The organism is Peribacillus saganii, from assembly GCF_003429095.1.
In the GTDB taxonomy this organism is placed as follows: domain Bacteria; phylum Bacillota; class Bacilli; order Bacillales; family DSM-1321; genus Peribacillus; species Peribacillus saganii.
This window is the reverse complement of the sequence record NZ_QVTE01000030.1, coordinates 140,143-166,303: the sequence shown is the minus strand read 5'-3', so window position 1 is coordinate 166,303 and position 26,161 is coordinate 140,143. Positions and strand designations below refer to the sequence as shown.

At 40.7% G+C, this 26,161-nt stretch carries 26 protein-coding genes; 6 read left to right on the top strand and 20 right to left on the bottom strand.

The window, feature by feature from the left end:
- Positions 1 to 116: 116 nt before the first annotated feature.
- The 9 genes from D0469_RS11170 to D0469_RS11125 all read right to left on the bottom strand — a co-directional run bounded on the left by D0469_RS11170 (position 117) and on the right by D0469_RS11125 (position 9,816).
- On the bottom strand, positions 117 to 932 hold the full coding sequence (locus D0469_RS11170; protein ID WP_117326819.1) for an HAD family hydrolase: 816 nt from the start codon (positions 930 to 932) through the stop codon (positions 117 to 119).
- A gap of 7 nt (positions 933 to 939) precedes the next feature.
- Positions 940 to 2,055: a cysteine protease StiP family protein gene (locus D0469_RS11165; RefSeq protein WP_117326818.1), complete on the bottom strand. Its 1,116-nt coding sequence runs from the start codon at positions 2,053 to 2,055 to the stop codon at positions 940 to 942.
- Between the two features lie 19 nt (positions 2,056 to 2,074).
- On the bottom strand, positions 2,075 to 3,469 hold the full coding sequence (locus D0469_RS11160) for a phosphoribosyltransferase family protein (RefSeq protein WP_117326817.1): 1,395 nt from the start codon (positions 3,467 to 3,469) through the stop codon (positions 2,075 to 2,077).
- Positions 3,414 to 4,607: an HpcH/HpaI aldolase/citrate lyase family protein gene (locus D0469_RS11155; protein ID WP_199478483.1), complete on the bottom strand. Its 1,194-nt coding sequence runs from the start codon at positions 4,605 to 4,607 to the stop codon at positions 3,414 to 3,416. The genes D0469_RS11160 and D0469_RS11155 overlap by 56 nt, the downstream gene beginning before the upstream one ends.
- 433 nt (positions 4,608 to 5,040) lie before the next feature.
- A complete protein-coding gene (locus tag D0469_RS11145; protein ID WP_117326815.1) occupies positions 5,041 to 5,619 on the bottom strand; it encodes a TerD family protein in 579 nt (192 codons plus the stop codon).
- Positions 5,620 to 5,716: 97 nt separating this feature from the next.
- Positions 5,717 to 6,298, bottom strand: a complete 582-nt coding sequence (locus D0469_RS11140; RefSeq protein WP_117326814.1) for a TerD family protein — start codon at positions 6,296 to 6,298, stop codon at positions 5,717 to 5,719.
- A gap of 46 nt (positions 6,299 to 6,344) precedes the next feature.
- On the bottom strand, positions 6,345 to 6,956 hold the full coding sequence (locus D0469_RS11135; protein ID WP_117326813.1) for a TerD family protein: 612 nt from the start codon (positions 6,954 to 6,956) through the stop codon (positions 6,345 to 6,347).
- 109 nt (positions 6,957 to 7,065) lie between these two features.
- The gene (locus D0469_RS11130; RefSeq protein ID WP_233523029.1) at positions 7,066 to 8,163 is read right to left on the bottom strand and encodes a toxic anion resistance protein; all 1,098 of its coding nucleotides are present in this window, start codon (positions 8,161 to 8,163) and stop codon (positions 7,066 to 7,068) included.
- A 9-nt stretch (positions 8,164 to 8,172) separates the two neighbouring features.
- Positions 8,173 to 9,816 carry a YceG family protein gene (locus D0469_RS11125; RefSeq protein WP_158553433.1) on the bottom strand — a complete coding sequence of 548 codons (1,644 nt, stop codon included), beginning with the start codon at positions 9,814 to 9,816 and terminating at the stop codon, positions 8,173 to 8,175.
- A gap of 315 nt (positions 9,817 to 10,131) precedes the next feature.
- Here D0469_RS11125 and D0469_RS11120 point away from each other — a divergent pair, with 315 nt between their 5' ends.
- Together D0469_RS11120 and D0469_RS21660 are read left to right on the top strand one after the other, a co-directional pair.
- On the top strand, positions 10,132 to 11,436 hold the full coding sequence (locus D0469_RS11120) for a VWA domain-containing protein (RefSeq protein ID WP_117326811.1): 1,305 nt from the start codon (positions 10,132 to 10,134) through the stop codon (positions 11,434 to 11,436).
- A gap of 85 nt (positions 11,437 to 11,521) precedes the next feature.
- Entirely contained in the window at positions 11,522 to 12,439 is a 918-nt protein-coding gene (locus D0469_RS21660) for a thermonuclease family protein (RefSeq protein WP_233523028.1), read from the top strand.
- Between the two features lie 76 nt (positions 12,440 to 12,515).
- On the opposite strand, the gene D0469_RS11110 is transcribed toward D0469_RS21660, so the two are convergent.
- Positions 12,516 to 13,556 (bottom strand): ATP-grasp domain-containing protein, encoded by a 1,041-nt coding sequence (locus tag D0469_RS11110; RefSeq protein ID WP_117326830.1) that lies wholly within the window; start codon positions 13,554 to 13,556, stop codon positions 12,516 to 12,518.
- Positions 13,557 to 13,808: 252 nt separating this feature from the next.
- Here D0469_RS11110 and D0469_RS11105 point away from each other — a divergent pair, with 252 nt between their 5' ends.
- Both D0469_RS11105 and D0469_RS21115 read left to right on the top strand, forming a co-directional pair.
- Positions 13,809 to 14,042, top strand: a complete 234-nt coding sequence (locus D0469_RS11105; protein ID WP_117326810.1) for a hypothetical protein — start codon at positions 13,809 to 13,811, stop codon at positions 14,040 to 14,042.
- Between the two features lie 20 nt (positions 14,043 to 14,062).
- Positions 14,063 to 14,215, top strand: a complete 153-nt coding sequence (locus D0469_RS21115; protein ID WP_158553431.1) for a hypothetical protein — start codon at positions 14,063 to 14,065, stop codon at positions 14,213 to 14,215.
- 108 nt (positions 14,216 to 14,323) lie between these two features.
- On the opposite strand, the gene D0469_RS11100 is transcribed toward D0469_RS21115, so the two are convergent.
- Positions 14,324 to 15,727, bottom strand: coding sequence for an aspartate kinase (locus D0469_RS11100; RefSeq protein WP_117326809.1), 1,404 nt, complete (start codon positions 15,725 to 15,727; stop codon positions 14,324 to 14,326).
- A gap of 313 nt (positions 15,728 to 16,040) precedes the next feature.
- A complete protein-coding gene (locus D0469_RS11095; RefSeq protein ID WP_117326808.1) occupies positions 16,041 to 17,012 on the bottom strand; it encodes a YsnF/AvaK domain-containing protein in 972 nt (323 codons plus the stop codon).
- Between the two features lie 196 nt (positions 17,013 to 17,208).
- Here D0469_RS11095 and D0469_RS11090 point away from each other — a divergent pair, with 196 nt between their 5' ends.
- On the top strand, positions 17,209 to 17,343 hold the full coding sequence (locus D0469_RS11090; protein ID WP_117326807.1) for a BA3454 family stress response protein: 135 nt from the start codon (positions 17,209 to 17,211) through the stop codon (positions 17,341 to 17,343).
- A gap of 250 nt (positions 17,344 to 17,593) precedes the next feature.
- On the opposite strand, the gene D0469_RS11085 is transcribed toward D0469_RS11090, so the two are convergent.
- The 4 genes from D0469_RS11085 to D0469_RS11070 all read right to left on the bottom strand — a co-directional run bounded on the left by D0469_RS11085 (position 17,594) and on the right by D0469_RS11070 (position 21,232).
- Positions 17,594 to 18,517, bottom strand: coding sequence for a siderophore ABC transporter substrate-binding protein (locus D0469_RS11085; RefSeq protein WP_117326829.1), 924 nt, complete (start codon positions 18,515 to 18,517; stop codon positions 17,594 to 17,596).
- 69 nt (positions 18,518 to 18,586) lie between these two features.
- Complete coding sequence (locus D0469_RS11080; RefSeq protein ID WP_117326806.1) at positions 18,587 to 19,345, bottom strand: iron ABC transporter ATP-binding protein; 759 nt, start codon at positions 19,343 to 19,345, stop codon at positions 18,587 to 18,589.
- Positions 19,342 to 20,289 carry an iron chelate uptake ABC transporter family permease subunit gene (locus tag D0469_RS11075; protein ID WP_117326805.1) on the bottom strand — a complete coding sequence of 316 codons (948 nt, stop codon included), beginning with the start codon at positions 20,287 to 20,289 and terminating at the stop codon, positions 19,342 to 19,344. Before D0469_RS11075 ends, D0469_RS11080 begins: the two co-directional genes overlap by 4 nt.
- Positions 20,282 to 21,232 carry an ABC transporter permease gene (locus D0469_RS11070; protein ID WP_117326804.1) on the bottom strand — a complete coding sequence of 317 codons (951 nt, stop codon included), beginning with the start codon at positions 21,230 to 21,232 and terminating at the stop codon, positions 20,282 to 20,284. The genes D0469_RS11075 and D0469_RS11070 overlap by 8 nt, the downstream gene beginning before the upstream one ends.
- A gap of 782 nt (positions 21,233 to 22,014) precedes the next feature.
- On the opposite strand from D0469_RS11070, the gene D0469_RS11065 reads away from it, so the two are divergent.
- Positions 22,015 to 22,245: a hypothetical protein gene (locus D0469_RS11065; protein WP_117326803.1), complete on the top strand. Its 231-nt coding sequence runs from the start codon at positions 22,015 to 22,017 to the stop codon at positions 22,243 to 22,245.
- Between the two features lie 743 nt (positions 22,246 to 22,988).
- Here D0469_RS11065 and D0469_RS11055 read toward each other — a convergent pair.
- From D0469_RS11055 to D0469_RS21110, 4 genes are all read right to left on the bottom strand, one after another.
- Positions 22,989 to 23,336 (bottom strand): hypothetical protein, encoded by a 348-nt coding sequence (locus tag D0469_RS11055; protein ID WP_117326801.1) that lies wholly within the window; start codon positions 23,334 to 23,336, stop codon positions 22,989 to 22,991.
- Positions 23,337 to 23,659: 323 nt separating this feature from the next.
- On the bottom strand, positions 23,660 to 24,691 hold the full coding sequence (locus D0469_RS11050) for a DmpA family aminopeptidase (RefSeq protein WP_117326800.1): 1,032 nt from the start codon (positions 24,689 to 24,691) through the stop codon (positions 23,660 to 23,662).
- The gene (locus D0469_RS11045; protein ID WP_117326799.1) at positions 24,691 to 25,638 is read right to left on the bottom strand and encodes a dipeptidase; all 948 of its coding nucleotides are present in this window, start codon (positions 25,636 to 25,638) and stop codon (positions 24,691 to 24,693) included. The genes D0469_RS11050 and D0469_RS11045 overlap by 1 nt, the downstream gene beginning before the upstream one ends.
- 309 nt (positions 25,639 to 25,947) lie before the next feature.
- The gene (locus D0469_RS21110) at positions 25,948 to 26,112 is read right to left on the bottom strand and encodes an RNA polymerase sigma factor (RefSeq protein WP_158553429.1); all 165 of its coding nucleotides are present in this window, start codon (positions 26,110 to 26,112) and stop codon (positions 25,948 to 25,950) included.
- Between the last annotated feature and the right edge of the window lie 49 nt (positions 26,113 to 26,161).

Below are 26,161 nucleotides of genomic sequence, written 5' to 3'. Positions count from 1 at the left end.
TTGGCTTATGACCTCGAGGGGCTGGGCGCTGGAGCTAGACATCTGTCCATGTTAAAACAGTATTTATTTAAAAATAAAAAACCTTGTCGTGACAAGGTTTTTTGCATTGCTTAATATTAAATCCCCCGTGCTTCATAAGAGGAAAGCACTGCCTCCAAAATATCTTCAGCCGCCTGAATGCCTTGCCGCCTCGTTCTGCGAATATGTCTACCCAGGTTAAGTGATGTTTCAGCAAGCTCTCCGTGCAAGGGAGCGATTGCGAAGTCAGCTACTTCCAGCATACAAAGGTCCAATAATGAATCCCCTGCTGCAGCCACGAATGTTTTACCCATTTTTTCTTTAACATAAGCTACCGCATCCCACTTGTTGACTGATTCAGGAACAAGATAGAGCTTTCTTCCCTGCAAAGACATCCGCCAGCCCTGACCTTCAATTTCTTTGCGGAAATCCGCCAGTTCATCAAGAGGAGCAAGATCTCTCTGAACGATACAATAATGAAATAATTCATCTGCTGTGCGCTGTGACAGCACCCAATCTTCACGCGCAAGCCTGCTGAAGCTTTTCAGCAGGTCCTCGCTGGCAAGTGAGCTTTCATTTATTTTTGTTTCAATATGCTGTTTCCAATCTTCATCAGCTTTCCCATTAACGAGTATATTGCCGCCGTTGCTCGTCACTGCCAAAGAAGGGATGATTTCTTTTTGAAAAATGGCGATACGCATGAATTGTTCCATCGTTCTTGTCGTTACCGGAAGGAACATCATTTTAGAGTTAACCTCTTTTAATAGATCAATAGCCTTATTGCTCATGAAAGAGATTTCACGCTCTTCATAAGTCTCTACTAAGGTTATCTCAGGTTCTGCCTCCCCCTCTTTCAAACGGAACGCTCTCCTGGAATAAATTAGCGTTTGATCTAAATCACTTGCAAAAATCATAAGTCCGTTATCTCCTTATTGTCTTGATTAACCCGCAGCAGGCATAAGACATGTTTTGATATTCCACTATAGGCACGCCCCTGTCTTCCGCAAGCAAAATGATGTGTTTTAACCTTTCATCATTTTTATCCTTCACAAGGATTTTCCACGGTACTCTCCGCAAGAGGACCCTTGTTGTTTCCCCGACACCGGGTTTAATCATATTAACGTTCTCAATGCCAAATTCTTTTTGAATTTTCTTCACATTATCTAAACCCGTCCACTTAGGCAGTGAATATGATTGCTTAACACAGGATAGCTTATCTTGAATTATTTGAGTTACTTTAGGAAATTCCGAAACAATCCGGTCAATAAAATCATTCGATACATCCTCATTTTCCAGATGGCTATAGTATTTCGCACCGTGAAAATCGCCTTCCTGAATATAATCCTTATTAAGGACGGTGCGGCTAATCAATCCTGAAACCGTAGAATTCAGGCAGGCGCTGGGAATGAGAAAATCCTCCCGGGTGCCATAAATATGAGCGCAGTATCCTGGGTCTGCAAGGACCGCGAGTTTTTCATCGATATCAAAACCATATTCATCTTTAATCTGCTTGCATGATGAGTTTAATTCACGGGTGATAGCTCCTTTTCCTGTCCAGCCATCGACAAATTGAATTTTCCCCTCAGGATGCTGATTTTTGATAAAGCTAATGGCATTCGTATCAATACCTCTGCCGCGAATAATTGACACACTATAATGAGGAACACTGATACCGAGCGCAAATGATAAATATCTTTTAATCAGAATACCAATCGGCGTTCCAGCTCTCGCAAGCGAAACTAACACAACTTGTTCCCCTTTACTCTCGGCGATCTGTTCAGCGACGACCCCCACAGCAACTGCGAGCTTAGATGAATACTCATTAAGTGATTGGTGATAAAGATTCATATATTCAGGAGATGGCTGGTATTCAATAGGCAGCATTTCAGAATAATGGACCCCGGATTGAATCGCCTCTTCTCGGTCTTCCGTACCCTTTTCTATCATTACTTCACTTAAATCCTTTAATAAAAAAGTCACATCATCGACCGGGTAACTGCCCATTGAAGTGAAGCGGTTCTGAGTAGTAATTCTCATAAACTCTCCTCCTCTTTTATTAATTCATGAATACAGTGTACAAGTTGGCAGCACCTGTCTTTTTCAGCTGCGCTAACAGCTGATCCAAGCTTTTCTCATCTACCGTTCTTTCAAAGAAAATATAAATATCATCATATTGCTTGTATTCAATATTATAAAAATAGTTAGTGATCGTATGATCTTCCGGGCAATTGAATGCAAATCCGCTCTTCACCGCATAACCCTGCTGGTTTACCCGATGGATTGGGCTCCTGGTGGTTGATTGATAGAAAAGATTCTCACCCATTGCAGCCGCTATTTTCATAGGGAGATACATAAATTCGCCTGTTCCAAGACATAGCGCCTTTCCTGCAGATCTGGTTTCTGCCAGTAACCGCCCGATTGCTTCGGTATAGTGGTCAATATCTGCCCTCTTACCTGCTGATAGGCCACTGAATCTGCCAGTCATTCCAGAATAAGGCGTATCATTGACTTGTCCGCTGCTGTTCACCGATGTGCAGGAGATATCGGGGATTTTCTTAAAATGTGAATAAGTATGGAGGTTGATTCGATGGATAGAAGGTAGGGCAGGCCGCACAGCACTTTCATACTTCCATTCCTTTTCTTTTTCAACAGGGTCACCATCCACATCGATTTCTCCCGCACATAAAGACACTGACTGAATCGAAATTCCCAGCCTTTTTTCAAGGTCTTTATACTTCTGTCTATCAGCTTCAGATCTCCAGTCAAGGAGTGAGGCGACAATATATTGGCGGCGCGGATATTGGGCATGAAGAGACTCAATGATATTGAGGGCAGTTTTCCCAGTTGTAATTTCATCGTCAACCAATACAATAGGCCCGGTTCCCTCCAGGAGTTCCCTGTTTACAAAACACGCCTGATCAGTGGCATGTGAATGCTCTTCTTTAAAATTAATGCTCGGCTTAATTTCGTTAATTTTTTCCCGTGTCGTATGGATATAATGAGCATTATTAAAAACATCAAACGTGCTATGTCCCAAGGCGGTAGCCGTTTCAGCAAATCCGATAAACAATGTTTCCTCAGGCAGGTCAAAACCTTTCTTGCTCAAGGAGCGATAAACCTCGTCCGCATTTTCATCAAACAGCATAGCCCGAATTACTTGATCCTTATTTCTCGCTGATATCCCATATATTATTTCCATGATGCGCATCCCAAGCAAAGCACCGCTAAGAAGGGATGTCACTGGTTTAACCGGGATATGCTTTCCGAGTATGCGGCTGACAAAGAGAAAAGCCCGCTTTTTATTTTTACGAGCGGCCATCCCAAACAAAAAATCGAGAGGGATGCCATAAGGGTTTTCATTTAACCGTACTTCAACTTTAAGAGAATCAAGGATATTAAATGTAAAGCGTTTCTGGTTCTGTGAGTATGTCGATGTATGAGTTGTGGTCATGGAACACCCCGTAAGAGTTTGCCTTCGCAATAATTTTCTTAGCCCAGTTGTAATGAGGCTTAATTTCATTCATTTTGTTGGAATGCTGGCTTTTCATCACACCTGCTGCACCATTGGCGCTTTCGATTATGCTTTTCGCATCCATATATTCTTCAAAAGTGATAACACTTAGTGCATGTACAGGCTTAATATGAGTAGGGTGAATAACCGTTTTTCCAGTAAGCCCGTTATTTTTATCAAGATTCACTTCTTTAATCAGGCCATCAAGGTATTGGTTAAGCATTCCTTCACGGAAAGATAGTCCTTCTTTCCCCATGCTCTCAAATGGGCTTTGCCGAAGCTGTGGCTTGAATATTCTATCACCTTTTTTAAAATACTCCCACACTGGTCCTGATACAGTATATTCCTTCTCACTCCGCGCAAACAGATTGACAATGTCAGCTATGCAATCGCGTATGACCGCGATATCGTATATGGTGGTATCGCTGCTCCTGCGTATCCCAAAAAGTCCGCTAAAATCTGTGGCACCCATTCTGACATTTAAAATATTGTTAAAATTCTGGTCAAGAAGCTGTTTAATATCGAGCAATGCTGACAACCGTGTTTCTTTATAAATGATTTCAGCCGTTTCTAAAATCGGCATTCCATACAAGTTTAAACTGTTTGTTGCGTTAAGAGCATGGAGTGTATCCAAATACCTTTGGCCGCAGTCAAACGAAAACTTCGGAAAGACAAATCCCGTTAGCATGGCCAAAGAACTGCCGAGCTGCTCTGAAACAAACTGCATTTGCTCTTTATTCCGCACTCTTATGAAGATTAACGGAAGGTCTTCATATGACAACAAGCCTTTTTCGATATTCATTGCCAGCTGCTGAAGCTGAGTAATAACATTCCATTCCGCTTTTCCGATTTCCTTATCGCTGATAGCATCCTCCAGGCACAGTACCAAAGAAGTCAGGCCATCATGCTTATTGGAAAGGATATCAGCACAAATAGACGTACGGGTTCCAGGCATATATAGCGTGGCACCTAATGAATTTGCAAGCATCTCCCTGCCACTGTCTTTCGTAAATCTGACAGGCGCTTGATAAAACACTGCAGCTTCCTTGTCCTTTGATATATAATCAAAATGCCTCAACCGAAGTTCTCCTCTCACGAAAAGCGCAAGCGCCCTGGTTAGCCCTGACAGAGTTGTGCGGCTTTTGGTCACAATACCGCATAAGGCAAGCGGTGACAGAAGGCGCGCTTTTTGCCTTCCGAAGCAATTGCCTTATGACCAATGTTGCGATGGCACTTGATCGCAACACAAGGTTGTGACGACCTTTGGCTGCGGTGGCTTTTGATCGCAATTTGGTCACAACATTCGAGGGGCTTTATTTTCCTACGGAAAAAAAGTTGCCGGGCGCTGGAGCTAGACATCTTTTACTTGTTAACAAGATATACCCTTTTATCTTACAAAAAAAGAAGCAGGATGCTGGATCCTGCAAATTAATCCTATTATATACCGTTGAAACGGCAAGGTTAACCCATTTCTGTTTCCTTTAAGAGGCAAATATTGGACCTCTTGGCTGTTAAACCGAAAGGCCGTAGTTTTGGCATAGTGCGGCAAGACCGCCTGAGAATCCGCTTCCGATCGCGCTAAACTTCCAGTCGGAGCCATGGCGGTACAATTCACAAATAACAACAGCTGTTTCTATTGAGAAATCTTCGCCAAGATCATAGCGTAAAACTTCCTGGCTGTTTTCTTCATTCACTACTCGCACAAAAGCATTTGAAACCTGCCCAAAATTTTGTTTTCTGGCAGCAGCCTCATGGATCGTAACAGTTATTGCAATTTTATGGATTTGGGATGGGACTTTACTGAAATCAATTTTGATTTGTTCATCATCCCCGTCCCCTGCACCTGTTCTGTTATCTCCCGTATGCTCAACAGCTCCGCTCGGATCTTTGAGATTATTATAAAAAATAAAATCAGTATCATTGGGACACTTATTATTTTGGTCAGTTAAAAAGGCACATGCATCCAGGTCAAAATCAAAGCCGCCAGAATAGCGGTTTGTATCCCAGCCTAACCCGATGATTACCCGCGTTAAGCCCGGATTGGACTTGGTTAAATCAATTCTTTGGCCTTTTGCTAACGAGATTGACATCGAATCCTCCCTCCTAGTAAAGCGCATGTGCGCTATAGCTCATCATGCCGAAAAGAGAAACCCTAAATACTAAGGCTTCTCTTTCTTTAAAGTTATATTAGCCTACCTGTAAGCCGTAATCTGTCACAAGCGCAGCCAGCCCGCCCTGGTATCCGCTTCCGATTGCATTGAACTTCCACTCTCCGTTATGGCGGTATAGTTCAGCTACAACAACCGCTGTTTCGATGGAGAAGTCTTCTCCAAGGTCATAGCGGATTAATTCTTGGTTGGATTGCTCGCTTACTACGCGAACAAATGCATTGGAAACCTGTCCAAAGTTTTGGCGGCGAGCTTCCGCATCATGTATAGTGATCGTAAAAGCAACTCTTTCAACTTCAGCAGGAATGGCAGATAGATCGATTTTGATCTGCTCGTCGTCTCCATCCCCTGCACCAGTTAAGTTGTCTCCGCTATGTACAACAGAACCGTTTCCGCCCTGCAAGTTGTTAAAGTAAACAAAATCCTTTTCAGAGCTTACTTTTCCTGAAGCGTTCAGCAGGAACACTGAAGAGTCCAAATCGAAATCATTTCCGCCATCATACTTGTTTGTATCCCAGCCAAGACCGATAATGATATTTTTTAACCCTGGGTTAGTTTTAGTTAAATCTACTTTTTGACCTTTGCTTAAAGAAATCGCCATGAATGAAAACCTCACTTTTTATAATTTTTTATATTATTAAAAAATATTAAATATATTTATTCGCAATCTCAGTGATGGTTGTATCCTTCGTCCCATCACCGACCGCGTTGAACTTCCACTCGCCATTATGGCGATAGATTTCGCCGGCAAAAAGGGAAGTCAATCCTGAATAATTATCGGAAAGATTAAAGTGAATCAGCTCTTCTCCAGTAGAATTATTGACGATCCGGATAAAGGCATTTCGAATCATTCCAAAATCCTGTTTTCTGGATACTGCTGAATAGATGTTCACCACAAATACCATTTTATGAATCGAAGGAGAAACCGCATTCAAGTTAATAACAACTTGTTCGTCGTCTCCATCTCCATCACCGGTCAAATTATCCCCGGAGTGTCTGACACTTCCGTCGGCACTCGTTTTATTGCCAAAATATATTAAGTTATTCTTGTTGGTAAGCTTTCCATTTTCATCAAGCAGGAGTACAGATGCGTCACAATCAATATTAGGTGCACCGCCCCCTCCGAATAACCCGCCAAGAAGCCCCTTCGGTTTATCCGGTGTTACCGGATCCCAGCCCAGGCCAACCATTAACGAAGTTAATCCAGATCTTCCTTTCGTCAGGTCTACCTTTTGGCCTTTTTGCAATGATATTGCCAACAAAATCACTCCCTATATCCTTATTATCCTGGATACTAAATCACGAAAGTCGTGATACATTTATTCTAACATTTCACTTTGTTAATTCAAAATCTAAACCACTATATAATTATTGCTGTATTTGCCTTGTTTGATAGTTATCCCGCAGTTCAAGCAGCCGTCTTGTTCCCTCTTCCCGGGTGCGTTTATTTTCCTCTTCAATGCTCTTCGTTTCTTCAAGTCCCTTAAGGATAATATTCCAAGATTCTTCAATCGTTTCGATTTTTATGCTGGGTGCGCCGGCAAGGCGGGCAATCTGTGTGCTCTGATTGGAGATATTCTGCGCATTGCGGACAAGCATCTCATTTGTGCGGCGGTCAAGCTCGCTCATCGAATCAGCTACAAGCTTTTGCCTCTTTGCAGACACAGCCTGTATCAGTCCATTTTTAAAGATCGGAATCGTAGTGACGAATGCTGAATTAATCTTTCCGATCAGCTTTGTATTCCCCCGCTGTAGCAGCCTAATTTGCGGAGCGGTCTGAAGGGCGACCATCTTTGCCATTTCAAGGTCATAAATCCTTTGCTCAAGCGTTTCTATACCATTTCTGAGAGAATCCAGTTCCATAGCGGCGATTTGGTCTCCGGAAGCAGCCCGCTGTTCATATTGAGGAAGCAGTGTTGTTTTTAGCTCCTCTGCCTTCATTTCAGCAGCTACCGCATACTTTTCAAGAGACAGATAATAATTGTAATTCTGCTCATACATCTGTTCAAGATTTTGAGTGGAGTTCACCATTTCATTTTGGTACTTGGATATCTCCACATATACCTTATCTATTTCCCCGCCCATTGTCTGGTATTTTCCGAATACCTTATCCATCACTTTTTCACCGCGATTAAACACCTTGGCGAGAATCCCCTTTTTCGCTGGGGAAAAATCCTTTTTATCAAATTTATCCATAATTTTCCCCAGATGCTTTAACAGCGCACTTGAATCCTCCATGGAGCTGGATTTCATGGTTCCGAGGATCCGGTCGGAAAATCGGGATATTTCCACTGCAGGCTCTTTACCAAATTCCAGGAGCGACATCTGGTTTTTTATATCTATTTTTTCTGCCAGGCGGATGACTTCCGGTTCATTCCGCAGTTTAAGCTTAATTTCTTCTGCCTTGGTTAAAGAAAGCTTGTCCGTTTTTTCCTCTGTGATGTCCATCATATTGAAATCTGCCATTTATCTCCCTCACTTTTTAATGTTATTTTTCAGGTTGATAAGCTTGCGCCAAATGGATACAGGGCGCTCCTTATATTCCAGATTAAACTCAAATTGGTCCATTAAATGAATGTCAAAAAAGCGGTCATCAATATACAATTCAAGATCTCTAAGTCCAGAAGGATTGAACATCAATATATCAAGCCCCAATTCATTTAAAAGCAGCAATAATGCTGCATCAGATCTTGAGAAGCCTGCAACAGTCCCGCTATTATACAGAATAATCCGCGGCACCTCCTGTGGATAATCAAACTTTAAAAACAGTTTAACGACTGACTCAGGAAGCCGGGTGAACTGGCCAAATAAGTAAAGCTGTAAATCATATGGTGATTCATGATCTTCTTTTAGAAGTTTAGGATTTTCGCATACCCGGGATATTCCCGCAGCAATCGCATGCTGCACACCTATAGGCAGCTGTTTATATTTCCACCAGTTGCTTTTTATTATCTTTTCAGGATCAAGAACACCCTCTCGATTCAGGGAATGATGATAGTGGTATTGCTGGTTCACCGTTACATTGTGGGTGAACGGAAAATAACGGATAAATAATGTCAATTCCCCTGCTTTCAAATCTTCGAGCCGGTCCCAATATTCCTTTTGGCTGGCCATTACTCCTGATATTTTGGCAAATAGGGACGGAATGTAAACTGTTTGTCCTTCGATATGAAAGTTCGGCCTAATGAATGCCTTTTCCCTGCTCATTAAAAAAAGCTCATCAAAGGTTGTTTTTAGTGTAATCGAAGCAGGAACATGGGAACGGTACTGCCATTGCTTATAGATTGGGGAATCATCCGTATGCAGAATCCTTTCAATTTCCTTTGAGGCCTGATAGGCAACTGTTGCTTTGCGTACAGCCCTTGATTTAGGGAATTCCCGCGCTTCCTTTTTTAAGTTATATTCCCTGACAACCATAAGCTTTCTATCAGGATCCAAACTCTTAAATATATCAATGCCCGATGGATCAAAAACGAGCAAATCGAAGCCTATTAATTTGGCCAAATATAAAAAATAGATCTCGCTTTTAGTTGCATCGCCATACCATAAAATGCAGGGCAGCCTGCCATCTGCCATCTGAATTGAAATTGATTCATTCAGATGGTTCCACATCCATTTGATCAAATCAACTATAACTCTCCGGAAATCCGGATGCTGAAATCCTCCTGGATGTTCCTGTATGAACATTTGAAGAACCCTGACCAGGCTTTCACGCAAATGCCTGTGTACAGATTGATCCTTAAGGGCAGGAATCAAATCTCGGCCCTCAAGGAAGGCGATGAACCGATTGACGGAAAGCGACTCACTCTGATTAATCTCCAAAACGGTTTGGATTGCCTGGAACTGCTCCCGCACGATTTCCTTACGCAAATGCCCGCTTAATACATGCACCTGTATACGAGGGTTTTGCGTGAGTTCAAACAGCATGTTGTAGTAATCGTCTTCATCGCCATCTACTCCCAAGAAACGGGCGCATACTTGCCCGAACTGGATGGTGTTATTTTGCGTACTGTAATGCTCCCGTTCGGAAAGGCTTTTTTCCAACAGGCTCAGCCATTCATTATTGTTAAACTGTATCAGCACAGGATTAATCTTTGAGTATTGAACGAATGCGCCCAATTGCAAAATCTCCTTTCCCGGAAAATTCTATTTCTATTATACGATATTTCAGAAAAAAGGTTTCAATTTAGTGCTCTGGTAGTTTCATTTTTTAAACTCTGCTGGCTGTCTAGATTATTAACATTAACACCTCAAGAGGGGATATTGTTAAAATGGAGGAAAGTAAGAAAAGCGCATGCGCCCTGATAGAGGAAAAACAGTTAAGTTATGTCGGCCCTAGCACTTCCTGTGCGTCGAGGCTGGGCACTATAGCTAGACATTCGCACTTGTTAAAAAAGTTATACTTTCATTTCATATAAAAAAGGAGTAGATGGAATGACTCATTTAGTAAAGGGGCAGAGGTTAAACCTGACGCAACAGTTTCCTGATATAAACAAACTAACCATTTCTATTAGTTGGGAAATAAAGCCCGGGTATGTTTCCAGCCTCTATGATATGGATGTTTCCGTATTTATGCTTAATGAACAGCGCAAAATTCCCGCTGAGGAATACTTCGTTTTCTATAACAATGCTAAATCTCCAGATAATGCACTATATTTATCAGGTAAAGAGACAAATTCCAATCAGCAAACTATTACTATTAACTTTGCTGAAATCAGCAAAGAAGTCTCCGAAATGGTATTCGTTTTAACGATCCATGATGCCGATTCTGCTCAGCAAGACTTTAGCCATTTAAACTTTGTCAAAATGTCAGCCTCCGATTCAGAAAACAATCAGCAGTTGTTTACCTTTGTACAGGATCAATTCACGAAAGAAACGGCCTGCGAACTGGCCAGCCTTTACAGAAAAGATTCTGCATGGAGATTCAATCCAGTTGGGCAAGGATACCATGCCGGACTGCAGGAATTTCTGCATCAATATCATGATGAAGCAACCGCTGAAGAACCAGCAGCTCAGCACACTGCCATCCAAGAGGCCGCGGAACCTGTCATGCTGAGCAAGCTGGACTTATTAAAAAAGAAAGTAGATGTGGTTATCCTTAAGAAGTCTTTGCAAAAAACTACTGCCCGGGTTGGTGTAGTTCTGGATATTTCAGGATCAATGCGTACTCTGTATAACAATGGCACAGTGCAAAATGTTGTTGAACGACTGCTGGCCCTTGCCACTCGATTCGATAATGACGGAGTTTTAGATGCCTGGGTATATGACGTACGATTTTCTAGGCTTCCGTCCATAACAGAGGCCACTCTTCCTGACTTTGTTAATCGAGAAATTCTTAATAATAAATCTGTATCCAAATTCAGAATGAATAATGAACCTCCTGTTATGAGGGATGTACTTCAAAAATATTTGAAAGAGGAAAGCAGCAGCCTGCCCGTTTATCTCATTTTTATTAATGATGGCGGAATCAAGAGGTCCGCACGCGGCCAGGATAGTGTAACCAGCATTTTAAAGGAATCCTCAGATAAGCCAATATTCTGGCAGTTCGTTGGTATTGGCAATGGGAACTTCGATGTATTGAGAAAGCTTGACGAATTGAAGGGCCGTTATATTGATAACGCAAACTTCTTCCATATTCTCGACATCGAAAAAGAAACGGACGAAGAATTATATGAGAAATTATTAAATGAATTCCCTGAATGGCTGCGTGAAGCGAAGAAGCAAAATGTTATTCGTTAGCCCTCTCTTGTGCCAGCTGAAAAATATTTTGAGGTTTTAGATTGCTGGCTAAAGGATTAATAGAGAACACCAGGAGGAATTCAATTTGTTTAATTTCTTTCTCATTTTCACAATCTGTTGCATTTTAGGCATAATATTTTGCATCTTTAGCCAAAAGAAACATAAAGTAAAAGTTCATTCCTTCATTTTATTAATCTCTGTGACATTTATTGCGGGCTGTACTGCTGAACCGCCCGCAAAAAAGCCGACTGAAACAGATAATGTTCAAAAAGCAGACGAGTTAAAGCAAGAAAAAGCACAGGAAAATGGTTCTAATCAAACAGCAGAAACAGAAATAAACATCGAACAGCAGTCTGCTGTAAAACCAATTCTGATTCCTGCGGTAGTAACAAGAGTGATTGACGGAGACACAATTGAAATTAACATGAACGGAAAAACGGAAGTTGTCCGCCTGCTCCTTGTCGATACACCAGAAACAAAACACCCTGCTAAACCGGTGCAGCCTTTTGGCCTTGAAGCGAGCAATTTTGCCAAAGCGACACTCACACGCAAACAGGTTGGAATCGAGATTGATATTTCGGAACGGGATAATTATGGACGCCTTTTAGCGTATCTCTGGATTGGCGATAAGATGTTCAATGAAATGCTGCTCGAAAAAGCATTGGCCAGAGTAGCTTATATTTATCCGCCGAACACCAAGTATGTCGACCAGTTCAGGTCAATCCAGGAGAAAGCCCAAAAACAAGCTTTAGGCATATGGAGCCTAGAAAACTACTCATCTGAGGAAGGCTTTGAAACCGACGGGCAAACTGCGGAAGGTCCATCTAACGAATCAAAAACACCTGGGACAGGCTCTTGCAAAATAAAAGGAAATATTAGCTCCAGTGGGGAAAAAATCTACCATGTTTCCGGCAGCCAGCATTATGATATAACAAAGGCCGAGGAAATGTTCTGTACAGAAGAAGAAGCTGAAGCCGCGGGCTATCGTGCTTCAAAACGATGATACGCGATTTTTCATAGCTGCCAGAAAAAATGCCCAAATTCATCTGAGAATCTGGGCATTTTTTTAATTTATAATATCATTTAACTACTAGCCGTTCCTCTTTAGAAAGCATAACTGATTGCTCTATATGTGTTGCAGCAATACCGAGCTTAGGAAATGGAACATCAGCAAATCCTGCCAAAAGCAGCTTAACTGCGAGATAAGGGAAGTTTACACCCGAGAGGCAGGAAATGTGCAAACCGCCAGACATCCGCGGATTAATTTCAAGAAGTTTTGGAATACCCTGGCTATATTTCACCTGGATATTATAAACGTATGGGATTTGATAAATGCTATTGACTCTGTTGGCTAGCTCCAGCAGTTCCGGAACCGCCTCAAGCTTTCTTATCCTTCCGGAAACTTTTTTGCGTGGCACTGCAGCCAGAAGCTGTCCGTTATATGCAAGACAATCGATACTATATTCAGCATCTTCCAAGTACTCCAATACCATTAACTCCTCAAATGAAGATACCGAGGAAAGTATTTTTAGAGCGTTTGAATAAGTGATTTCATGGCTGATGGGTCCGAACAGGTCTTCAACTGTGCTTTCTGATTCTGTCACTACTCTAAAACCTGCTCCTCCTCTGCCGTTCGCAGGTTTAAAGCATACTTTTTTGCCCTTATTCATAATCATCCGATAAGCTTCTTGGAATTCACCCGCATTCCTGACAATTCGATAATCAGGTACAAAGCTTGATAAATCATTCTCCTGAAAGGATTCATACAGCTTTCCTTTATGAGACATCGTGTCCATAAGTCCGAAATCCTCACAAACAAGCACTCTTGTTCCAATTTCTGTAAAACGGGCAAGATCTTCGGAAATCTCAAGCGCATAATGGTAGGGTACAAATACATCAATCAGGTGTCTTCTGCAAAAATCAAGGCAATACTCAATATACTCCGCACCCTCAAGAACCGGCTCGACTTCATAATAATCACAAATTTCAAAGTAAACGGTGTCCTTAATCGGATGCGTACCGTAAATCTCAAATTCAAAACCATCCGGATTATTATTAATAGCCTCCATAAAATGATAGGCAGTAGAAAACCAGCGGTTGAACCAAATTCTCTTCTTCATCTCATTCATCTTCTTTCTGCTATGTTCAAAAATGTTATCTTATTAACTATTGTATCAGTTGCTTACAGTATTGGATTTCTTTTTTTCACGTAAGGGAATAACTAAGGTGATGAACTCTTTAGAATTATGTTTGTTGTTGTAATTGTAGTAATGCTTTCTGCAGTTTTTTTCTCCTATTGGGCTGCAAGCCGGAAGAGTACCCGGAATAAATAACGGCCTGCTTACTCAACTTATAAGCAAGGAGTTGATATAATGCCGGAAGATAGACGTCAGCCACACGTGGAAGCGACACCGCATTTCGATGGTGCAAATGAGGGAATTGAAAATGATCCAACCGGAACAGCAGGATCACAAATGGGAATAGTCGTAGATACAAGAAAGGAATTTTCCCAAAATCGAAATGAAATCCAAATTGATTTAGAAACTTCAGATGACATGAAGGAATTTGAGAAAATGACAAGAGGAAAAAAGCTGGAGAACATCTAATTCGAAAAGGAGCCTTGGTGATGAGCGACTGGAACGAACAAGCAGCACCTAACAACAATCTCGGATCAAGCACTCTGCGCACTGCAAAGACCCCTGTAGGTTCAAAAGGGAATTCAGATAACAAATCGGTCAGTAACCGGAAAAGTAAAAATGGCCCTTGTTGCGAGCGGTAAAAAGTGAAATAAAGAAATTTGCTATAGGTAAAAAAACGCCAGCTTTCCCTTTAGAGGATCAGCTGGCATTTTCATATATAAAAATTCCATTCGCTCGCTATTACAGGTTTAAACAGAGGCCCAATCACCATGAGAATTCCCAGTTTTTGTTTGGTTCTTTTCTCCAAAAAATTCTTCATACAACGCCCTGACAGCGGTGTCTGCTTCATTTTCCATGACTCCGAACATCATGCTGACCTCCGATGAGCCCTGATTAATCATTTCAAGGTTAACTCCCGCCTCAGCTAAAGCCTTGGCAGCACGGGCCGTTGTTCCAACATTGTGGCGCATTCCTTCGCCCACTACCATCACTAAAGCAAGATCATGTTCAATATGAACTTCATCCGCCTGAAGTTCATTTGTAATTCTGGAAATGATGTCTGCTTCCATTTGCTCATCAACTATCTGGTTCTGCCTTAAAATAATCGAAATATCGTCAATTCCAGAAGGGATATGTTCATAAGATAATCCAAAATCCTCAAATATTTGCAGAAGCCTGCGGCCAAAACCTATTTCCCTGTTCATTAAATATTTGCTCACATAAATGCTGCAAAATCCTCCATCGCTGGCAATACCGACAACCGGTCCATTAGTATTGCTGCGCTCGTTTACAATACGTGTTCCCGGAGCAGATGGGTTGTTAGTATTCTTAATATTTACCGGTATCCCCGCTCTGAAAGCTGGTATAAGAGCTTCTTCATGGAACACTGAAAAACCGGCATAAGAAAGCTCACGCATTTCCCGGTATGTCAATTCCCTGATTTCTTTTGGATAGCGGACCAAGGAAGGATTCACAGAATATACTGCATCCACATCGGTAAAATTCTCATATACCTCCGCTTTCATGCCGTTTGCCAGAATTGAACCTGTAATATCAGATCCGCTCCGGGAAAAAGTCAGTACTTCCCCTTCCTTGCTATATCCGAAAAATCCCGGAAAGATTATTAATCCCGGCCACTGTCGAAGTTTATGTAGATTATGGTAAGACTCGGGCAGAACCTGTGCGTTTCCTGGCTCATCGCTTACAAACAAGCCAGCTTCCTTAGGATTGACGTAGCTTGCTTCCACTCCTCTATATTGAAAATAAGCGGCAATCAGCTTGGCATTATTATCCTCACCGGTTGCTTTCACTGCATCTAAATATCTCTCAGGATTGCTTTTATCACCGTTTAGGGCAGCCAGCAGTCCAGACTCTATCTCATCCATAATACTTAACGGCAATTGGAGATCCCTTGCTATTCCCAAATATCTTTCGAGAATGGAATCTACTAATCTATCAGCTTCTACATCCCTTAAATAAGCCTCAGCACAATCAATCAGCAAGTCTGTAACTTTAATATCCTCCGCGTGCCTTTTTCCAGGAGCCGAAACGACAACAGCTTTTCGGGTTGGATCAGATATTACGATATCAAATATCTTTTCGATTTGTGAACCTGATGACAAAGAAGAACCGCCAAATTTTACAACCTTCATTTTCGCATCCCCTAATGCTTTCATAGCAATTTTATTACCATTATTGCGCATTATTTCACAATAATCAAGATTTTTCTTCAGGTAGCGTACAAATGTACTTCTAAAAAATACATTATTAATTAAAAGCGCAGCTCCCTGGCAGAGGAAGGGCGGCTAATTCCGCCACGTCCTGCGGCAGCGCCGTTCTGACCCACGTCGGGTGGGCCTCCGACAACCATAAGACAAGCGCTGACAGAAGGAGCAATTTGCCTTCTAGTAAAAACCAGGCACTTCTCCTGCCAAGGAGAAGTGCCTGTGAAATTTACGAAGTCTATTATAATTTTTCATTATCGCCAAACAGGGTGCCGTTTGTCCGGCGCTTCTCTTTATCAACATGTGCCTCTTCTTTTTTTACTGTATCACTCACATGCTTTGTTTCTTCTACTGTCCGTTTGCCAATAACAATTTCTTCAGTAACGACTGGTTTCTTCGTCACCTGAATTTGTTCTTCGACAACCGGCACTCTAATCGTTTCATTTTCGTCAATAGTTCCTGCATCAGCAGCCGTGCTTTGCGCAGGCCGGCGTTCAACATATACTTCTTCATGCTTAACAGGAACTTCTACAGATTTTTGCTCTTCGACAACTTCTTTATTTACCTGTACTTCGCCGGTTTGAACAGCCTGCTTATTAACCTTAAGCTGTTCTTCCCGCAACTTCATTGTTTTTTCCTCATCAGTCCCTATTTCGGTGTCCTTGGCATACTCGTTTACGCCTTCAGGGTTCCTGGAAGTGCCGAATGTAGCCCGCAAAGAATCCAGCCCCCGATCCGCATTTGTTCCATATGAATTTGCTCTCATTCCTTTACTGCTATCTGTATTAAAAGTGCTTGACCCGAGAGCAGCATCTGTGGACATATCTGAATACGTATCATACGTATTTGCAGCGGGGCGTTTATCCGAATACACCCCTGAATCTACAGCTACCAGAATCTTATCATTATCTAAATCTGTCGCATAACTAGAAACTTCTTTTTCAGAGATACCGTAGTTCATTAAACGTTCACGTGCATCTTTTTCATTGTCCATCATAAAAGAATTTTTAATTTTATCCATTAATGACAGGTGTTCTGAGCTTCCGGATGGACCGTCTACAGAAGCCCCCGTTCGGGATTCAATTGGAAAAACATCCTCCCGGTTGGTAATAACTGATAGATCCGATGCATCATACCCTTTTGATGTTAACGCCTCAATACCTTTAATAGCTTCTTCTGCTGTTTCATATACACCTACTATTTGTCTATTCATATTGAATTCCTCCAGTAAGTTATTTTCTTCAGCAACCTTTGTCGTCGCTATGGAAAAACTTTACCCGAGATATGACATAGTAAACAAAAATTCAATGTTAATAAGTACCAGGCAGCATAGTGAATATTTCATGTTTTAAACCGTATTTTTATTGGTATACAACAGTAAACATCTTTGAAAGGATATGAACTAGTTTATGGTACAAGTTACGATGAAAGTAGATTATTTAGGAAGAACATATCAAACGAATGTCCTTGCAAAGCCAGGGGCAAACGAAGAAGAAATCTATCAAAAGGCACTTGATCAAGTAAAAAAGCAATGGAGCCTATAAGATTCCATTCTAATATGTTCGGTTGTTGCCCAGATGGGGACACTAATAATGATTCCAGAAGCAGAATTAAGTGAAAACTTTGTGTTTTTGTGAATTTTCTGCCGGGGCTTTTATATAGAGAGTAATGCGAGCACAATACTTAATAATTCAGCAATCCGATAAATATGAATTAAATAACTCTAATTATAAATTAGCTTGTAAAAAAGTGCCCGTCGGTATGGACAGGCACTTTTCTAATATCATAAACAGTTTACTCAATCCCTTTATCAATCTCGCTTACCATCTCAGCAACAGAGATTAGTCCGCCGCCCGATAGGTACCAATAGTCGGGGCTTAGGTACACAATATTATCATTTTTATATGCATTTGTATTTTTTACCAGATCATTTTCAATTATATCTTTTGCTGAAGAATGTCCGCCTTCGACAACCGCGCCTCTATCAATAACAAACAGATAATCTGGATTTTTTTCGGTGATATACTCAAATGAGATACTTTGTCCGTGCTGTGATACCTCGATATTTTCGTCAGCCGCGTCCACTCCAAAAACATCATGGATCAAGCCGAAGCGGGAGTTCTTTCCGTAAGCACTGATTTTTCCGTCATTAGCAAGGATGATTAGCGCTTTTTTATCAGAGGCTGATGCTTTTTCATTCAGTTTATTAATGTCTGCTTCCACTTTAGCAAGCTCTTCCTTCGCCTGGTCTTCTTTATCGAAAATTTGGCCAAGCTTTGTAACATTGTCCTTAAACGAGTCCATATACTTCGTTGTATCCAGTCCCATGAAGATCGTTGGGGCTATTTCCTGGAATTGTTCATATGAATCTTGCTGTCTTCCTGAAATGATAATCAGGTCAGGCTGCATTTCATTGATTGCTTCAAAATCAGGCTCCATTAATCCGCCCGCATTTTCATACTTTTCAGCTTTATATTTTTCAAGATATTTCGGAAGGTTGTCTTTTGGGAGGCCGGCAGGCTCTATGCCCAGCTTATCCATTGTGTCCAATGTACCGAAGTCAAATACGACAACTCTTTCAGGATTTTGTTTTACCTTTGTTTCGCCAAGCCGGTGCTTAATAGTCAGTTCTTTTGATTCAGTCTTCTTTCCTTCAGAACTGCCGCTTGCTTTCTCTTCAGCCGTTCCGCATGCCACGGTAAAAATGGCCAGAATCATGATTACAATAGACAATGTTAATTTCTTTTTCACTATAGGTCACTCCTCGGTTTTTTGTTTTTTTAATACTTAAGCATAGTAAACTGCAATCTTATTATCATTGATGTTTTGAATCTTAATATCCATGTCATATAGATGCTTTAATACCGATTGATCAATTACACGATCCGTTGGCGCATCTTTTACTATTTTTCCATCCTTCAAGGCCACAATATGATCAGAATAGCAAGAAGCAAAATTAATATCGTGGATAACAATTACAATGGTTTTTCCTAATTCATCTGCCAGCCTTCTCAGCACCTTCATAATTTGGACGGAGTGCTTCATATCCAGATTGTTCAGCGGCTCATCAAGCAGTATATATTCAGTGTTTTGCGCGATAACCATCGCAATGAACGCCCGCTGCTGCTGGCCTCCGCTTAGCTGGTCCAGGAATTTATGCTGGATATCATCCAGTTCCATATATGCAATCGCCTCATCTACATGCTTCCAATCCTCCTTTGTCAGCTTCCCCTGAGAATAAGGAAAACGCCCGAATGAAACAAGTTCACGTATAGTCAGCCTGATATTGATATGGTTGGATTGTTTTAAGATTGATATTTTTTTAGCTAACTCATTGCTTTTGCACTTACCGACTTCCTCACCGTCAATGTAAATCTCTCCGCTGCATTTGGTCATAATTCTGCTGATCATTGATAGCAGAGTGCTCTTACCTGCCCCATTCGGTCCGATAAACGACGTAATTTTTCCTTTTTCAATAGAAAGAGACACATTGTCTATTACAGTCTTATTGCCATATTGCTTGGTAACCTGTTTTACAGTTATCATGATTTACTCTCCTTTAATAGCAGATAGATGAAATAAACTCCACCGATAAAATTGATAATCACACTTAACGTGGTAGTAAACGTAAACACTCTTTCCACAATCAGCTGCCCGCCTACTAAAGCAATAATGCTTATCAGGACTGAAGCAAAAATTAAGTAGCTGTGGCGGTATGTTTTCATGAACTGGTATGCGACATTGGCGACCAGCAATCCCAAAAAAGTAATCGGCCCAACGAGAGCAGTGGATATGGAAATTAAAATAGCGACAATAATCAGCAGCCTTTTGACCACATAGTCGAAATCGACTCCGAGATTGATCGCCTGCTCACGCCCAAGTGACAAAACGTCGAGATACTTAGCGAATTTTAAGAAATAGATCCCCACACCGACGATTCCTATTCCTGCAATCAACAGAAGGTCTGTATTAATATTGTTGAAACTGGCAAACATTCTGTCTTGAATCACCAGAAACTCGTTCGGATCTATCAATACCTGCATGAAAGATGTTAAACTTTGGAAAAGAGTTCCAAATATTATCCCAATCAGCAGGAGAAAGTATATGTTGGATCCTTCCCTCTTAAAAAGTACCCGGTATAAAATTCCGGAAAAGAGAACCATTAAGCCCACAGAAAGTGCAAAGTTATAGCCTTTATTCATGACTGTCAGGTTATTGGATCCGAATACGAAGATTAGGAACGTCTGGATAAGCATGTAAAGGGAATCCAGTCCAATGATGCTCGGCGTCAAAATTTTATTGTTCGTAATCGTTTGGAAAACGACTGTGGAGAATGCTATCGCCGCACCGGTTATCACAATGGCAAGCACTTTTAATGCTCTTCTTGGCAAAGCATATTCCCAATAGTTTCCCAAATCTGTAAATACAAAGATTAAGATTAATATTGTTGAAATGATAGCGAGTAAGGCTACTCTACTCTTGTTATGCATACGCCTTTCTCCTCATCAGCAAGTAAATAAAGATGGCACTTCCAATGACACCCACCGTCAAACCGATCGGAATTTCATATGGATAGATGATAATCCGTCCGAGAATGTCACATGCCAGGATGAATACAGCTCCCAGCAGGGCTGTATGCGAAAGGCTGTTTTTCAGGTTATCACCCTGATAAATGGTTACAATGTTAGGAATGATAAGTCCCAGGAACGGTATGACTCCCGCTGTCAGGATAACTACCGCTGTGATCATGGCAACCAGTGACAGGCCAATGTTTACCACCTGTTTATATTTAAGCCCCAAATTCACAGCAATCTCTTCACCCATCCCTGCCACCGTGAATTTATTTGCATAGAGATAAGCGATTATCACTAACGGAATACTCAGATAAATCAGCTCATACTGCCCTTGGATAATCATTGAGAAATCACCCTGAAGCCAAGAAGCCATATTCTGTATTAAATCATTTTTATAGGCAAAAAAAGTAGTTATTGAATTTATAATACCGCCAAACATTAAGCCTACCAGCGGTATAAAAATCGCATCCTTATACTTTACCTGATCAAGAATTTTCATAAATATGTAGGTTCCCAGCAAAGCAAAGAGAAAAGCTATCAGCATTTTTACCAATGGGCTTGCAGACATAAAAACCATCAGTGAGACAAGGATCCCAAATCTCGCGGAATCCATCGTTCCGGCGGTTGTTGGTGAAACAAACTTGTTTCGGGTTAGCTGCTGCATGATCAAACCCGCGATACTCATACTTACACCGGCGATAATGATGCTAACCAGACGCGGGATCCGGCTTTCCAGCATAATTTGGACCTTATCATCGCTCAGTTTAAATAAATCAAGCGGTGTAATATCCTTAACTCCGATAAATAAGGAGGTAATGGAAAGTATTATTAAGGCTGCAATTAAGTATCTTTTTTTCATTACCGATCCTGCTCTTTCCCCAATTTTCTCCGCGAAAGAGAATCATTATCAATTAATCACAAAAAAATCAGCTGTTAGTTTCACAGCCTTCATTGAAGAATTTAGCCTATAAATGAATGATAATGGTTATCATTATCTTTTGCAAGGATATATATATATAAAATTAAAATATCGAGATAATTCATACTTTTCTACAAAATTAATCACTCTTCTAACATAAAAAACCCTTTCCTTCTAGGAATAACCAAAGGATGGGTTTTAATAGCTGCATTCAGAAATAGAAAAATGGCAAAGAAACGAAAAAGCTGCCACTTTGCTTTACCAGGTTCTAATTAACTTTAAAGCACGCAATAGTGGTTTACAGATCGTCGGCCATTTTTGCCAGAGAATTAGCTGAAGTGACAATTTCTTGCATGAAGGCGACTTGCTGCTCTGCTGCTGTGAGGACTCCCTAAGTGGCACCGTCCCTATTTTTAATTGTATCTATGAACTAGATGAACATTAAGAATTTTACACAGCTGTAGGCTTTGATATCACTTATTATCAAAAAGCTCTATTCTTCCTTTTCACCTTCCATTAATGCCTGTTGAGCATCTATTATTAGGAGTGCTTGTTTCATTTGATCTCCTCCCTCTCAACAATTTCCCCCCTAAATTTAACTATAAAAACACTAAACTTTATTGAGCTAAAAAAGGAACAAAAAATATGGAGTAATCAACTGATAAAAGCGCTATAATTGAAATAGCCAATCAATTTGACACAAAAAAGGGGAGCAAAAGATCATGGCGAATTATCAAGGGGTAAGTACTGAAGAATTACAATTGCAGCTGGAAGAAGCACGTCAGTATAGAACCAATTGGAAAAATCTATTTCTTCAAGGAGAATTAGATGGAGAAACACCTGAAAGAATAAAATATTATAATGATAAAGCTGAATCTTACGCAGTAGAGGTTACTGCTATAGAAAACGAATTGAAAATGAGAGTCCAGGGAGAAATACTGGCTTCAGCTTAACCTATTAGAATCTGAAATAATGACACATTTAATTTGGGCAAGTTTAGTAGCTGTTATTCTTCTTGTATATGGTTGGACTTTTTTTAATAGTAATCCAATAGCACTCCATAACATAAAAAGGGATGTTACTAACTATTTAATAGATGAAAAAGGTTATAAAAAGGACGATCTACTACCGAGTAAAGCCTACAAAGATTAAGGTTCTGGCCATTATTGCGAACAATTTCATTTAAAGATGAACCCCCTAAGTACATACTACTTTTGGGAAAAATAAGACAGGTGTGAAACAATTTAATTAATATTCCAAACACAAAAAATGAATATAAACTTAGACATTCGTCCTTAGAATAGAAAATAATAGTCCTTAACTAATCTAATCTCACTTTTTATGTGGGATTTTTTTTTACAGTTTAAGTCAACTGCGATATGGATCTTTTAACGCGTTAAGATTTTCAACCTGTATGCCTGGATGTACTTTTTTTTGCGGGTGACAAAGGCTCTTCAAGACCAATAAATTTCCAGACCCAAACCATACTCCGCCTCGCTCTTATAGTACCATCCGGCTTTTCAAGCTCCGCCATTCCAAGAATTTCACAAAAAAATCTCCGATATGAATCCTCGCTTCCTTTTGGTGCAGCCAGTTGAATATGAGGAATCGATTAAAAAACAAATTCCATCTCAGTTCCTTCTCAACAAAATATATCTTAGCTTAAATTATCGTTTATAGGTTAATAAGAAAATGTTTATGAGATGTAATAATTTTTACTTATATCTGATTGTACCGACATCAACAATCCAGTGTAACTTCGCAGCAATAGCCATTTCTCATAGTAAAGCTCTGAAAAAGGTAAGATCATTTCTTCTGAATAAAGAATAAGACAATCTGTCTTCGCCCCACTTTTCTGTAAATCAAATAGAAGCGCATGTGGATTTGTGTAATGTGGATATAATTGGTGGGGGTTTAAGGTGATAATGTTAATGTTCCATTCATCAATCAGTTTTAAAAGGGCTTCTTTTTGCAGCGAAATACTTTCATGGCTCGATAAGCCGTCAATGCTTGTCCTCTCATTAATTAAATAAATTCCGTTCACGATAACACCCCAAACATTCAGATATTATCGTTATGGACGAAAAAAGGGGCGTATATACCTGTTTAGTAAAGGCAAAACAAATTTCCATATACCAAGTTTTTCATCCTGATCTAAAAGAAACTTATTTCCAAAAGCAAAGTTAGTAAGTTGTTGATAAATACATGGCGGACGTTACCCTTTCTTTGTATATGCTGAAAAAAACAAAAGCCAAATAGAAACAGCTGCATACTGTTTCGTATTTGGCTATTATTTGCAAAACATTACTCTTAAACTGAAAACGGTTTTTATGGTCCATTCACCAATATTTTTTTTACAAGGTCAATTTAAAACGGAAATGCACTAACAATGCGCCCATTTCTTCCTGACGTTGTGACAGCCTGTGAAAGTGAATTCAATACCGCCTCTTCCACCGCTTCAGCAGCAGCTGCAAAAATTTCGTTCATAACCGGATGGTCCTCCCTTATTTGATTTCGGGCCTCCGTGCTGCTATTTGAATAGTGCAGTACTTTGTGTGCTGTCGAAAAAGCAATTGCAATATCTCCGCTCCCATGGCTGAAGTGGCTTCCTGTACGGCCAAGGCCTGCCCCAGTGCGCTTTGCTACTCTGAGCAGCTGCCTGTCACTTAATGGGGCGTCTGTAGCAATTACAAGGATGATAGATCCGTCCGAGGTTCCAGAGAGGCCACCTGAATTCTGCTTGTCGAGCGAGTATCTGAACCATTGGAATTCTTCCTTTTTCCCAAAATTGCTTAAAACAAGGCAGCCAATTGTATACCCGTCTGTAATAATCCTAGAGGAAGACCCAATTCCGCCTTTAAATCCAAAGCAAACCATTCCTTTTCCTGCACCGACCGCTCCTTCAATAGCGGTTTCAGAACTCGCTTTTAGTATTGCTTCAATTGCATGCTCCGGCTTGACAGGAAAAAGGCGGATAGAATTTAAATAGCTATCATTGCACTCACCTGCAACAATGTTGATGGTTCCCGTTGCTTCACCGATATCCGGATTATTTTCAAGCATATATTGAAGGGTCCCCTGTGTGACCGCCGGAACCCCAAATGTATTCGTTAGCATGATAGGAGATTCGAGCAGCCCCAGCTCATTTACCTGTATAAGCCCGGTCGTTTTTCCAAAGCCATTAATCACAAAGCCCGCTGCCGTTACCTTTTTTTGGAATAGATTTCCCTCATGCGGTAAAATGGCCGTCACACCTGTGCAGGCATAGTCCTGGCTAATACTATCAAGCGGATAATCGAGGGTAACATGGCCCACTTTTACGCCCTTTACATCGGTAATGCAGTTTTTCCTTCCAGGATTTATTCTTCCAATCTGTATTCCTCTTTCCCTTGCTTTCATCAGATTTCACCAGCAAACACTTTCTTCGGGCGATGGTTCAAAAAGTTTCGGTACGCAAAACCGCTAACCTCTTCTTCCTTGTAATACTTTAATAATTCATTAATTAAATTTTGAGTTTGTGAAGCATCCTCAAGTCCTTTAATAAATGAAGAAATGCCATCAAAGTCGGAACCAAATCCTAGGTGCTTTACTCCGCCCAGAGAGCAAAAATGGTCTATATGCTTCATTAAATCGGAGATTGTTGTTATGCCATCTGCTTTTGTAAAGTAAGGGCAATAAATCACGTGTACCATGCCACCGTTTTTAAACATCGCAATCGCCTGTTCATCAGTCAAATTCCTTGGATGGTCATATATTTTCCGCGAATTGGAGTGACTGGAAATCGGATAATCTGCAATTTCCATGACATCCCAAAATCCTTTTTCACTTAAGTGTGAAACATCTGTCAGGATTTGATGTTCATTATTAAACCGGACAATTTCTTTTCCGAATAAAGTCAGGCCTGCTCCGCGAGGTTCGCCTGCCCCATCGGCTGCAAGGTTGGCATTATTCCATGTCAATCCGACTGACTTAACACCTAGCTGATGCAAAATACTAAGCTTTTTTATATCATTCCCTATTGCATCCACACCCTCAAGCGTAAGCATTGCGCCAATTTCTCCGTCCTGCAGTGAATCAATGTCTGACCAATCCTTTATCGGTTTCATCTCAGGGTGCTGTCCTATTACTTCTTTATAAAATATATCGATCTGTTCAAGTGCGGCCTGAAATTTTTGCTCCTGTTTCATGTCCGGATCGATCCAGATCGCGAAGCCTTGAAGCATTACCCCTCCCTGCTGAAGGCGGTTTTTATTTGTCTGAATTTCAGGGGCATTTCCAAACTTCAGTTTCCCTTTCGAATCCCACAGCCTAAGAAGCGCATCACAGTGTAAATCGATAACTCTCATTAATCCTTCCCCATCTTTATTTAATTTTCTTAAGATTTATATATTAAAAAACGATACCACAATTGCAGTATCGCTTCCAATTTATATATTACTTATTAGTACTATGCCGAACACTTTTTATGCCTTAATTCCGCGCTGTTGCCGATATTCTTCCTGCTAGATGCTCCCCATAATTGATCATGATACATGTGGCTTTAATATTCAATACAGCAAAAAAAGAACCGTCCATATAATACCATTTGCCACTAAGACCTTTTCCTTTTCCGAAAAAACAATGACCGTATTTCTGGTGATTGTAAACACCCAGGCTTATTTTATCGAAATCGTTTCTGAAGGAGCGCTCTTTTCATATACTTTGCGGAATGTTTCACTACCAATGTCATCCGCATCCCATTTGTTCCCTGTTTTTACATATACAAATCGGTAAACATCATCAAAATATGCTTCATATATATGCTTAAACAGCATTTCCACTGGATCCCCCCATAATCTCACATACCTTCCTGCCACATTAGATACGTGA

Bases quoted from the DNA above. Each gene is read 5' to 3' on its own strand.
- D0469_RS11170 (WP_117326819.1), bottom strand. From the start codon at position 932: ATGATTTTTGCAAGTGATTTAGATCAAACGCTAATTTATTCCAGGAGA.
- D0469_RS11165 (WP_117326818.1), bottom strand. From the start codon at position 2,055: ATGAGAATTACTACTCAGAACCGCTTCACTTCAATGGGCAGTTACCCG.
- D0469_RS11160 (WP_117326817.1), bottom strand. From the start codon at position 3,469: ATGACCACAACTCATACATCGACATACTCACAGAACCAGAAACGCTTT.
- D0469_RS11145 (WP_117326815.1), bottom strand. From the start codon at position 5,619: ATGTCAATCTCGTTAGCAAAAGGCCAAAGAATTGATTTAACCAAGTCC.
- D0469_RS11140 (WP_117326814.1), bottom strand. From the start codon at position 6,298: ATGGCGATTTCTTTAAGCAAAGGTCAAAAAGTAGATTTAACTAAAACT.
- D0469_RS11130 (WP_233523029.1), bottom strand. From the start codon at position 8,163: ATGGCAGATTTCAATATGATGGACATCACAGAGGAAAAAACGGACAAG.
- D0469_RS11120 (WP_117326811.1), top strand. From the start codon at position 10,132: ATGACTCATTTAGTAAAGGGGCAGAGGTTAAACCTGACGCAACAGTTT.
- D0469_RS11110 (WP_117326830.1), bottom strand. From the start codon at position 13,556: ATGAAGAAGAGAATTTGGTTCAACCGCTGGTTTTCTACTGCCTATCAT.
- D0469_RS11105 (WP_117326810.1), top strand. From the start codon at position 13,809: ATGCCGGAAGATAGACGTCAGCCACACGTGGAAGCGACACCGCATTTC.
- D0469_RS21115 (WP_158553431.1), top strand. From the start codon at position 14,063: ATGAGCGACTGGAACGAACAAGCAGCACCTAACAACAATCTCGGATCA.
- D0469_RS11100 (WP_117326809.1), bottom strand. From the start codon at position 15,727: ATGAAGGTTGTAAAATTTGGCGGTTCTTCTTTGTCATCAGGTTCACAA.
- D0469_RS11095 (WP_117326808.1), bottom strand. From the start codon at position 17,012: ATGAATAGACAAATAGTAGGTGTATATGAAACAGCAGAAGAAGCTATT.
- D0469_RS11090 (WP_117326807.1), top strand. From the start codon at position 17,209: ATGGTACAAGTTACGATGAAAGTAGATTATTTAGGAAGAACATATCAA.
- D0469_RS11085 (WP_117326829.1), bottom strand. From the start codon at position 18,517: ATGATTCTGGCCATTTTTACCGTGGCATGCGGAACGGCTGAAGAGAAA.
- D0469_RS11080 (WP_117326806.1), bottom strand. From the start codon at position 19,345: ATGATAACTGTAAAACAGGTTACCAAGCAATATGGCAATAAGACTGTA.
- D0469_RS11075 (WP_117326805.1), bottom strand. From the start codon at position 20,289: ATGCATAACAAGAGTAGAGTAGCCTTACTCGCTATCATTTCAACAATA.
- D0469_RS11070 (WP_117326804.1), bottom strand. From the start codon at position 21,232: ATGAAAAAAAGATACTTAATTGCAGCCTTAATAATACTTTCCATTACC.
- D0469_RS11065 (WP_117326803.1), top strand. From the start codon at position 22,015: ATGGCGAATTATCAAGGGGTAAGTACTGAAGAATTACAATTGCAGCTG.
- D0469_RS11050 (WP_117326800.1), bottom strand. From the start codon at position 24,691: ATGAAAGCAAGGGAAAGAGGAATACAGATTGGAAGAATAAATCCTGGA.
- D0469_RS11045 (WP_117326799.1), bottom strand. From the start codon at position 25,638: ATGAGAGTTATCGATTTACACTGTGATGCGCTTCTTAGGCTGTGGGAT.